Raw genomic sequence first — 9,863 nt, 5'->3', positions numbered from 1 at the left:
CGCCGCCGCCCAGAACTCGTCGGTGCCGGGTGCGCCGGGCAGCCCGAACCCGACGAAGGCGTTCTCCCTATCGGCCGCGCCCAGGCGCATGAACGACGAGCTCGGCGGCCTGCGCCGTATCGCCTATGTGTACGGCTCGGCGAAGGGCCCCGACCCCGCCGTGCGCACCGTGCTCGGCCGAGACGACCTCGGCCTGCCCATCGGCGCCGGGTGGAAGGGCACCGCGGGCGAGATGGACTCCGCGACCACCGCCGACCTCGACGGCGACGGCTACGCCGATGTGATCGCCACCGCCACCAAGGAGCGCGACCCGGCCAGTAGCGAGCGCGTGCACATCACCACCCAGACGCTGCCCTACATCGCCTGGGGCGGCCCCGACGGGCCACGCCGGGGAACCCCCGCCACCCCGGTGCGGCTGGCCGACGCCGACGACGGCCTCGAGAGCGCGCGGCCCCTGGCGACGGGCGACTTCAACGGGGACGGACACCACGATCTGGCCGCCGTGCGCCAGAGCGGCAAGGACTTTCATGTGCTGTACGGCCCGTTCGGCCGCGACGGCGAAGCCGCCCGTACCGAGACGTACGCCAACCCCCTCGGCTCCAGCGGCCAGATCGCGGAGCTGTACGCCGACGCCATCGACGGCGACCGCCCCACCGATCTGGTGGTGCACGAGCAGGGCGACGACGATCAGACGAAGTCCGCGCTGCTCACGGCCGGTCCGGACGGCCTCGCCAGCACCGGCCGCACCATCCGCAAGGGCAACGCGATCGCCTTCGGCGACTTCGACGGCGACGGGAAGCGGGACGTGGCGGTCGCCGACACCGGCAGCCGCAATGACGAACCGGGCTATGAGACCGAACCCGCGGACGTCGGCCAGTCGGTGAGCGTGTACACCAAACGCACGGCCGGCTCGACCCCCGAGCCGATCAGGATCCCCGCCCTGGGCGGCGATGTGCTCGCCGCGGCCGACACCGACGGGGACGGCACCGACGAACTGGCCGTCTCGCTGCGCACCGGTGGCACCGAACTGCTGACGATCCGCCCGGACACGCCCGGAGAGATCGCCCACCGCCGCACCCTCGACCGCACCGTCCCGTCCCGCGTGGACGGCCGCGAGGTGCCGAAGAAGCGGCGCGCCGTCAAGCTCTACGGCGCCGGGGACTTCGACCACGACGGCAAGGACGAGGTCGTGCTGGCCTGGGGGCCGGACCCGCTCTTCGCGCTCTACGGGGAGAAGCCGCAACGGTTCTGGGTGACCGACGGCACCGATGACACGGTGGTGTTCACCAGCGCGCCCTACGGCAAGGGCGGCTCGTGAGGCGCGGTACGCCACCGCACGTGTGTCCGTGTGCCCGGCCCTCTTCGCCCGGCCCGGCCGACGCCTTACTGTGGGCGTCAGTCGGCTGGTGAGGGGGAGGCGGATGACGACCGGGGGAGCCTCCGGTGAGGATGAGCGGGGGAGTGGTTCCGGATCGCCCCACGGGACCGTGATCGGCGGCCGGTACGAGCTGCGCGGGCGCATGGGCAGCGGCGGCATGAGCATGGTCTGGGACGCCTACGATGTGGCGCTCGGCCGTTCTGTCGTCGTCAAGGAGCTGTGGCGGGGCGTCGATCCGGACCCGGAGGCGTACCGGCGGTGGCTCGAACGGTTGCGCCGTGAGGTCCGCGTCCTCGCCGCGACCGTGCATCAGCACCTGGTCGCCATCTACGACCTGGGCGAGAGCGACGGCCGCCTCTGGATCGTCATGGAGCGCCTCGATCAGCGTTCGCTTGCGAACCGGCTCAGGGATCGGGGCGGGCGGCTCCCCGTGTCCGAGACGGCCCGGATCGGCCTGGAGGTGCTGCGCGGGTTACGCGCGCTGTACGCGGTGGGCCTGACCCACGGGGACGTCACACCGCGTAACGTCCTTTTCCGCCAGGACGGCCCCGCGGTGCTGGTGGACCATCTCGGCCTGACCTTCGCGGACGAGGGCGACATGGTCGGCACACCCGCCTACATGGCACCTGAACGCTACACGTCCCCGTCCCCTCCGGCGGCCGGAGAGGCGATGCTCAAGGCCGACCTGTGGTCCCTGGGCGTGACTCTGTACGAGGCCGTCGAGGGCCGCGCACCGTTCGCGGGGACGACGGTGTTCGAGGTGATGGGCGCGGTTCTCAACGCCCCGCCGCCGCCCATGACATACGCGGGTCCGCTGCGGCCGCTGATCGAGGGGCTGCTGGTCAAGGACCCCGAAGGACGGCTGACGGCCGAGCGGGCCGAGGCGCTGCTGCGCGAGGTGGCCCGGGGTGAGCCCATGTCCGCCCCCAGGGCTGAGGCAGCGGCCCTTCCGGCCCCCGCGGGGGCCGCCGAAGCCATGCGGCCGGCCCCCCGGGCGAGCGGCGCGGGCACCGGAATCCTCGTCCCGATCGCGGCCGTGGTGGGCGTGCTCCTGGCCGTATCGGGGGCGGTGGCCCTGCCCTCACTGAGCCCGGACTCCTGGGACGACGTTCCGGGATGGGTGGGGCCCGGGTGTCTCGGCGTGCTGTGGCTCGGGCTCGCGGCGCGCGGCTTCGCGTCGGCCAGACAGCGGGACCGGCGGGCGCGCTGGCTCGACGCCCTGCGCCCGGACGCCAGGGAGGCGGCCACCCGGCCCGCCGGGCCCTGGCAGGCGCTGCGCGAGGGATATCTGGCGTCCCTGGCGATCCCTCAGCCCCCGGCCCGGCGGGCGCGACGTCCGGTGGAGCGGGAGATGGAGCGGGACATGGCCGACTTCCTCACCGCGCTCGGTCCGCCTCCGCCACGGGCGACGGGCCCTGACCCCGCACCCCGTCCGGACCGTCCGGGGGAGGCTCCGTGAGCGAGAACACGAGTGAGAACGCCGCGCCGGGCAGCCCGCCGGAGACGACGGTGCCCTGGGGCGACCGGCTGCCGGTGGAGCAGGCCAAGGAGTGGGAGGCGGTCAGGCCCGGCACGGTGGAGTGGATGCTGACCGAGCTCCAGCGGGAGCGTGAGCACCGCCGCCGCATGGACTGGGTCCACACCGGGCTGCAGGCGTTCGGCTCGCTCCTGGGCGCGGGCACGGTCGTGGCGTACATCTGGGTGGCCACGTACTTCCTCGCGCACGACGCCGCCACCCAGGGCGCGGCCATCCTCGGCGGCGGCACGGCCGCCCTGGTCGGGGGGTTCCTCGGCAAGCGCTACGGCGACCGGCGCTGATCCCGGGAGCCGCGGGCCGCCCCACCGGGATCCGTGGCTCCGTCCGGGGAGTGAGCAGGACGTCGCTTCCTTACGTATGAGGGGGTGGGCCTTCGCCGTCCGAGGCCCCCGGCTGGATCGACGTAAGGAGACAGGGTGGTGAAGCACATGCGGCGCGGCGTGCGCCGGGTCGTGCGGTTCGCGGCTGTCGGGGCACTGGTCTGTGGCGGGGTGATGGTCTCTCAGGCCGGGCCGGGCGGATCGGCCCACGGGACGACCGGAAGCGACGGTCCGAGAGCCCTGAGCGCGGACCGGACGGACGATGTGGGCGGACGGCTGGTGTCCGCGCTCGGCGCCTCCCGTACGGCGGGCAACTGGATCGGGGCCGACGGCCGCCCGGTGGTCGCGGTGACGGACGACACGGCGGCGGACGAGGTCAGCCGGGCCGGGGCCACCGCCAAACGGGTGCGCTACAGCATGGCGGACCTGGACTCCGCGACCGAGAAGCTGCGCTCGGCGCCCCGGGTGGCGGGCACCGCCTGGATGGTGGACCCCAAGTCCAACCAGGTGGTGCTGGTCGGCGACAGCACCGTGTCCACCGCCCGCTGGTCGAAGATGAAGGGCCTCGCCGCGGAGGTGGGCGACGAGGTGCGCGCGCAGCGGACGGAGGGCTCCTTCACCACCAGAGCCGCTGGTGCCTCACCCATGTTCACCAACGGCAGCCGCTGCTCGGCCGGTTTCAACGTCACCAACGGCCAGACCGGTTTCATCCTGACGGCGGGACACTGCGGCCCCAACGGTACCCCCTGGTTCACCGACGGCACCGGCTCCACCCGCCTCGGCACCACGGTCCAGAGCAGCTTCCCCGGCAATGACTTCTCGCTGATCCGCTACGACAACGCCTCACTCGACCAGAGCAGCGTGGTCAACGTCGGTGGCGGCCAGACGGTGCGGGTCACCGGTGTGGCCGATCCGGTCGTGGGCCAGGAGGTGTTCCGCAGCGGCAGCACCACCGGGCTGCGCTCGGGCAAGGTGACCGGGCTCAACGCGACGGTCAACTACCCCGAGGGCACGGTCACCGGGCTCGTCCAGACCACCGTGTGCGCCGAGCCCGGCGACAGCGGGGGGCCGCTCTTCGCCCAGGGCGTGGCGCTCGGCGTCACCTCCGGCGGCAGCGGCGACTGCGACCGGGGCGGGGTGACCTTCTTCCAGCCCGTGACCAAGGCGCTGACCGCGCTCGGGGTGTCCATTCCGGGCGCCAAGGCCCAGAGCCCCAACCCGTCCATCGCCTCCGGCACATCCGGGAGTTCAGGGGTCGACGGCGGCGTCTCGACACTCGACGACGTCGTGGCGTACGCCCAGGGCTTCGGGCCCGGCCTGGTGGTCATCGTGGTGGGGTTCGTGGGACTGCTGTCCACGCTGACCATCCGGCCCCGGCGACGCCGCTACCGCGGCTACTCCACCGGCTGGGGGTGAGCCGCCCCGGTGGCCTCCCGGGGCGGTGGCAGCGGGCAGACCGCGATGCCCCGCTCGAGGAGGCTGCCCATGACGAGGAGGCCGCCGAGCGCACATACGCTCGTGGCCATCCGGTACGGGGTCCGGCGCCGCACCAGATGGCGGACCACCCGGCCGTCGGGGCCGATCGCCAGGGCGCGCACCGTGCGCCGCGGTCCGGGGCGGAGCCGGGTGGCGACGGGCACCGCCGCCCTTCTGAGCGCGGCGGGCGCGCGGTGCAGCAGATCGAGGGCGGGCTCCCGCGGCGCGGCTATGGCCACCCAGATGACACCGTCGGGGCCACGGGTGAGATTGTCCGGGAAGCCCGGCAGATCGCGGAGGAGAAGGTCCCGTGTCCCCGCCCGGCGGCCGGTCAGCCACAGCCGGCTGATCCGGTAGGCACCGCTCTCGACCACGGCCACATACGACTCGTCGGCGGCGAGGGCGACCCCGTTGGCGAACCGCAGCCCGTCCAGCACCACCTCCGGTCGGCCGCCCGGCCGCAGCCGGAGCAGCTGCCCGGTGGCGGTGTTCTCCAGGATGTCGCCGGGCCAGTCCTCCAGGCCGTGGCGGCGGCTGGACACGGTGAAGTACGCCGTGCCGTCCTCCGCCGTGGCGACATTGCTACAGAACCGCAGCGGCCCGCCGTCCACCTCGTCGGCCACCACCCGTACGGACCCGTCGTCCGGCCCGACCCGCAGCAGCCCGCGCTGCGCGTCGCACACCAGCAGTCCGCCGTCGGGGCAGGGGACGAGCCCCAGCGGCCGGCCACCGGTGTGCGCGAGCACCTCGGAGCGTACGAGTTCGTGGTCCGGCGACAGCGTCAGCCGCCGGACGGCCCCGTCCGCGGTCCCGGTGAGGATCCGGCCCTCCGCATCGACGGCGACGTGTTCCGGCCCGTGTGCCTCCGGCGCCAGGACCCGTGGATACGGCAGCGGTTCGGCCGGTACGCGGGACCGTGTCCCCGTACCGGCTCGCTCGCGCGGCACGGGCTCACACCGCCTTACGGGCCTTGGCGGCCCTGAGGCACCGCCGCATCTCCTCGGCGTAGGGCAGCACCACACAGGCGCCGACGCCGAGCCCGATCGCCGCCAGATAGCGCGCGGGCAGCGGATTGTCCTTGGGCAGCAGCTTCCAGTCCTCGGGCCGGTCCCCGCCGCGCAGCGCCGCGCGGACCTGGTCCCAGTGCAGACAGCAGGTGAACGCCATCGCCGACAGCGGCAGGACCTCCAGGAAGCTGTGGATGTGCTGCTCCACCGGGCGCACCTCGCGCTCCCCGGTGGCCAGGGTCACATCCCACAGCGCGGTGGCGCCGTGGGCGACGGCCGCTCCGCCCATCACCCACAGCACCAGCGGATTGACCCGGGCCAGCAGCCCCATCGCGACGGGGACACCGGCCTCCGTCATCATCAGGGCGTGGATCGCGGACTCCTTTGTGCCCGACGTGTCCTCGATCCTGGTCCGGCGATGCATGAGCCAGTCCGCCACCGCCGGGACGAACCACAGCGGCATCACCCCGTACATCAGGAACCGCCGGTTGGCGTCCTCGACGTCCACGGCGCCGCGCGGCACCTCCAGATCGCGTGGCCGCCGCCACCGCCGCCAGGCACGGGTCACCGGGCTACGGGAAAGAGTCATCTCGCCTCCAGCACGACGTCGGAGAAGTCGGGTGCCCTCTTCGTATCGCGGACAAACGACCGCGGGAGGCTTCCACCCGTCCGGCGTGGCGCGGCTCGGCGTCTGACCCGGCGGCCCGCGGCGACATGCACCGGGTCAGCGGTGGCGTCGGCGAGGACGGCCGCCCGTCCCCTCAGCCGTCACCGGCCTCGAGGGCGACGATGCGCTGGGCGCCGTCCGCCGCGCCCGGATGACGGCTGGTGAGGTCCAGCCGCAGCCGTGAGGTGCGCACCGGGTCGAAGGCGATGACGGTCGGGGTGTCGGAGGCGGTGGCCCAGGTGATGGCCGCCCCGCGTACCGGGATCCACACGTGGCCGTTCCACGCGGACACCTCGATCGAGGCGGGCAGGGTGTGCGTGGCGTCCACGGTGAAGGACACCTCGACACGGCGCAGCCGCCGCCTCCCGTTCCAGGTCACCGAGACCCAGTCGGCCTTCCGGGCGCCGTTGAAGGCGGGGAGCAGCGCAGTGGCGGGCTTGCGGAAGGCGTTGGACCAGCCGGTGGCCGTATCGCCGTCCAGCATGGCCGAGGGCAGGGTCGTCGGCGCGCCCGAATAGCTCGCGTCGGCCATGGGGTGGTGAGGGGCGCCGGGGCCGGGACCGGGTGTGAACGGCGTGGGGCGGGTGACCGGCTCCGAGGTCCCGCCGGTGGCGCGGACGGTGGCGGTGGCGGTGCGCAGCCCCGCCGAGCGGGCGGTGATGGTCAGCGGCCCGGCCTCGGTGCCGGCGCGGACGATGGCCAGGGCCTTGCCGTGGAAGACGGTACGGGTGCTCGCCTGATAGCGCTCGGCGCTCTCCTGACGGCCGTTGTCGACCCCGGCCAGGGAGCCTCCGGTGACCTTGAAGGCGATCAGATGATCGGCGTCCGGGACCACCACACCGTCGCTGTCGACGACTTCGGCGGTCACGAAGCACAGCGAGCGGCCGTCGGCCTCGACGGTCTTCCGGTCGGGAGTGAGCCGTACGGCGTGCGGACGCCCCGCCGTGCGCAGCACATCGGTGGCCACCACCCGGCCACCGCGCCGGGCCACGGCCTTCAACTCGCCCGGTGCGAATGGCATCTTCCAGGTGAGGTGGAGCTTTCCGGCGCTGCCGCCCGGGCTGGTGTAGCTGCCGGGGTAGGGGCCGGAGGTGACGGTCTTGTCGTCGCCGGTCGGCTCGGTGGTCTCCAGATAGGCGCGGCCGTCGGTGGTCTTCTTGGTGTCGAACTCGCGGACGCCCAGCGATCGGCCGTTGAGGAACAGCTCCACCGTGGCGACGTTGGAGTACGCCCACACCTCCACGGTCTCGCCCGGCCGGTGGCCGGTCCAGTCCATGGGGACCAGATGGACCATCGGTTCCCTCGTCCACTGGCTCTTGAAGAGGTGGTACATGTCCTTGGGGAAGCCCGCGGTGTCCACCGCGCCGAAGAACGACGCCTTCACCGGGAACACGTCGTACGGCGTGGGCTCGCCGATGTAGTCGATGCCCGACCACAGGAACTGCCCGGCGAAGAACCTCCGGTCCCGGTCCTTCTTCAGCCCGTACTCGCCGCTCATCGTCCAGGAGGCGAGGTTGTTGTCGTAGCTGGAGGTCTCGCGCCTGCCGGGGGTGTGGTTCTCGCCCGTGTTGAGGTGTTCGGGCTCCTGGTAGGCGCCGCGGGTGGAGGTTTCCGAGGAGGACTCGGACTCGAAGAGGAACAGATGCGGATAGCGGGCGTGCAGGGCGTCCACCGAGGCGGCGGTGTTGTAGTTGAGGCCCAGCCCGTCCAGCTTGGCCAGCATCAGATCGGCGGGGGAGCCCTCGGCGGGCAGCGTGCGGTACTTGTCCGAGCCGATCACCACGGGTCTGGTGTCATCGGCCGCGCGCACGGCGTCGATGAGCCGCTGGGCCATCCCCAGGCCCGGGGCGCTGGTGGAGTCGGGGATCTCATTGCCGATGGACCACATGACGACGGCGGGGGAGTTGCGGGCGGCGCGCACCATCTCGGTGATGTCCGCATCGCAGTGCTCGTCGAAGAAGCGCCCGTAGTCATACGTGTTCTTGCCGGTGCGCCAGCAGTCGAACGCCTCCACCAGCATCACGATGCCGAGCCGCTCGCAGACCTCGATCAGCTCCGGCGCGGGCGGATTGTGCGAGGTGCGCAGGGCGTTGACGCCCATGCTCTTCATGATGGTCAGCTGGCGCAGCAACGCTTCGGCATCGACGGCGGCGCCGAGCGCGCCCAGGTCATGGTGGAGATCGACGCCCTGGAGCTTGGCGTATTGGCCGTTCAGCGAGAATCCGCGCTCGGGGTCGAAGGTGGCATGGCGGAGCCCGAAGGGGGTGCGGTACCGGTCGGTGGTGTCCTCACCCACCCGCAGTTCGGTCTCCAGGACATAGCGCCGCGGGGTGTCGAACGACCACAGCCGCGGCCGGTCGATCCTGAGCTCCTGGGTGGCGGTACGGGTGTCACCCGCCCCGACGGTGAGGGTGGAGTGCGCCTGGACCACCATGTGCCCGTCGGGGTCCTTGACCGTGGAGATCACGGTCACCGGCTTCCGGCCGTCCGACTCGTTGACCACGAGGGTCCGCGCCCGCACCGTGGCATGCCCGGCGCGCAGGGCGGTGGCCAGGCCGGGGGTGGTGAGGTACGTGCCCCACCGGGCCACATGGACCGGGTCGGTGACCACGAGCCGGACGTGGCGGTAGATGCCGCTGCCCGAGTACCAGCGGCTGCTGGGGAGCCGGTTGCGCACCTTGACGGCGAGGACGTTGGGGGTGGCGCCGTCCGTGTGGGCCACCTCGGTGAGGTCGAGGGCGAAGCCGGTGTATCCGTAGGGGTGCTCGCCGATGAGCCGTCCGTTGCAGTACACGGACGAGTCCATGTACACGCCGTCGAATTCGACGGAGAGCCGCTTGCCCTCGAGGGCGCGCGGCAGGGTAAAGGTGGTGCGGTACCAGCCGAGGCCGCCGGGCAGGAAGCCGGTGCCGCCGCTGGTGCCGTGGTCGGTGGTGGGGGTGAGCTCGATGCTCCAGTCGTGCGGAACCGCGACCTCGCGCCAGGCCGAGTCGTCGTACGCCGGGTCATAAGCGTCCTCGTACGCGCCGGTCGGGTCGGTGATGCCGCCGGGGTTGACGAGGGCGAACCGCCAGCCGTCCGTGAGCGGGACGGTCCGGCCTCCCATGGCGCGGGACGCGGTGGCGGACTGGGCGGGAGCGGCCGTGACAAGTGCCCCGGCCATCGGGGCGGCGGTGCCTGCGATCAGTAACGATCTGCGAGTGACCGCCATCGCGATCCCCTTCTCTTCGATTGTGTGGTGTGCAAGGGGCTTGTGCGGTGCGCGAGGGTCGTTGACCGACCACAACAGCCCTTTGCGCAACAGATTCTGACGGTTTCAAACAGGGAACTGTCAAGGGTCCCGCAGGGGCCCAGCACCCCAGTGGGAGTCGTACGAACGACGTGGTTGGCCCCCCCCCCGCCGGGGGGGCCCCAGGGGGTAAGGGGAAAGGCCCGCCCACACTAGTGGGTGTGGGGGTGGGCGGGTTTGAGGGGGACC

The 9,863-nt window shown here is 72.5% G+C and carries 7 protein-coding genes; 4 read left to right on the top strand and 3 right to left on the bottom strand.

The window, feature by feature from the left end:
• From ACFXB5_RS45180 to ACFXB5_RS45165, 4 genes are all read left to right on the top strand, one after another.
• Window positions 1-1,318: FG-GAP repeat domain-containing protein (locus ACFXB5_RS45180; protein ID WP_385219719.1), on the top strand; the 1,318-nt coding region annotated here is incomplete at its 5' end.
• A gap of 103 nt (window positions 1,319-1,421) precedes the next feature.
• Window positions 1,422-2,837, top strand: a complete 1,416-nt coding sequence (locus tag ACFXB5_RS45175) for a serine/threonine-protein kinase (RefSeq protein ID WP_385219717.1) — start codon at window positions 1,422-1,424, stop codon at window positions 2,835-2,837.
• Window positions 2,834-3,196: a hypothetical protein gene (locus ACFXB5_RS45170; RefSeq protein WP_385219715.1), complete on the top strand. Its 363-nt coding sequence runs from the start codon at window positions 2,834-2,836 to the stop codon at window positions 3,194-3,196. The genes ACFXB5_RS45175 and ACFXB5_RS45170 overlap by 4 nt, the downstream gene beginning before the upstream one ends.
• A gap of 147 nt (window positions 3,197-3,343) precedes the next feature.
• A complete protein-coding gene (locus ACFXB5_RS45165) occupies window positions 3,344-4,651 on the top strand; it encodes a S1 family peptidase (protein WP_385219725.1) in 1,308 nt (435 codons plus the stop codon).
• Here ACFXB5_RS45165 and ACFXB5_RS45160 read toward each other — a convergent pair.
• The 3 genes from ACFXB5_RS45160 to ACFXB5_RS45150 form a co-directional block, all read right to left on the bottom strand.
• Entirely contained in the window at window positions 4,630-5,658 is a 1,029-nt protein-coding gene (locus tag ACFXB5_RS45160; protein WP_385219713.1) for an SMP-30/gluconolactonase/LRE family protein, read from the bottom strand. The genes ACFXB5_RS45165 and ACFXB5_RS45160 overlap by 22 nt on opposite strands.
• Before the next feature lie 4 nt (window positions 5,659-5,662).
• Window positions 5,663-6,307 carry a diguanylate cyclase gene (locus ACFXB5_RS45155; RefSeq protein WP_385219711.1) on the bottom strand — a complete coding sequence of 215 codons (645 nt, stop codon included), beginning with the start codon at window positions 6,305-6,307 and terminating at the stop codon, window positions 5,663-5,665.
• A gap of 172 nt (window positions 6,308-6,479) precedes the next feature.
• Window positions 6,480-9,596: a glycoside hydrolase family 2 TIM barrel-domain containing protein gene (locus ACFXB5_RS45150; RefSeq protein ID WP_385219709.1), complete on the bottom strand. Its 3,117-nt coding sequence runs from the start codon at window positions 9,594-9,596 to the stop codon at window positions 6,480-6,482.
• Between the last annotated feature and the right edge of the window lie 267 nt (window positions 9,597-9,863).

Source organism: Streptomyces sp. NPDC059455, assembly GCF_042750115.1.
GTDB classification, from domain to species: Bacteria; Actinomycetota; Actinomycetes; order Streptomycetales; family Streptomycetaceae; genus Streptomyces; species Streptomyces endocoffeicus.
Note: the sequence above shows the minus strand (reverse complement) of the source record. Positions and strands in the feature narration are given on the sequence as shown.

Excerpts from the sequence above, each read along its gene's own strand:
- ACFXB5_RS45175 (WP_385219717.1), top strand. The coding sequence starts at position 1,422 with ATGACGACCGGGGGAGCCTCCGGTGAGGATGAGCGGGGGAGTGGTTCC.
- ACFXB5_RS45165 (WP_385219725.1), top strand. The coding sequence starts at position 3,344 with ATGCGGCGCGGCGTGCGCCGGGTCGTGCGGTTCGCGGCTGTCGGGGCA.
- ACFXB5_RS45155 (WP_385219711.1), bottom strand. The coding sequence starts at position 6,307 with ATGACTCTTTCCCGTAGCCCGGTGACCCGTGCCTGGCGGCGGTGGCGG.
- ACFXB5_RS45150 (WP_385219709.1), bottom strand. The coding sequence starts at position 9,596 with ATGGCGGTCACTCGCAGATCGTTACTGATCGCAGGCACCGCCGCCCCG.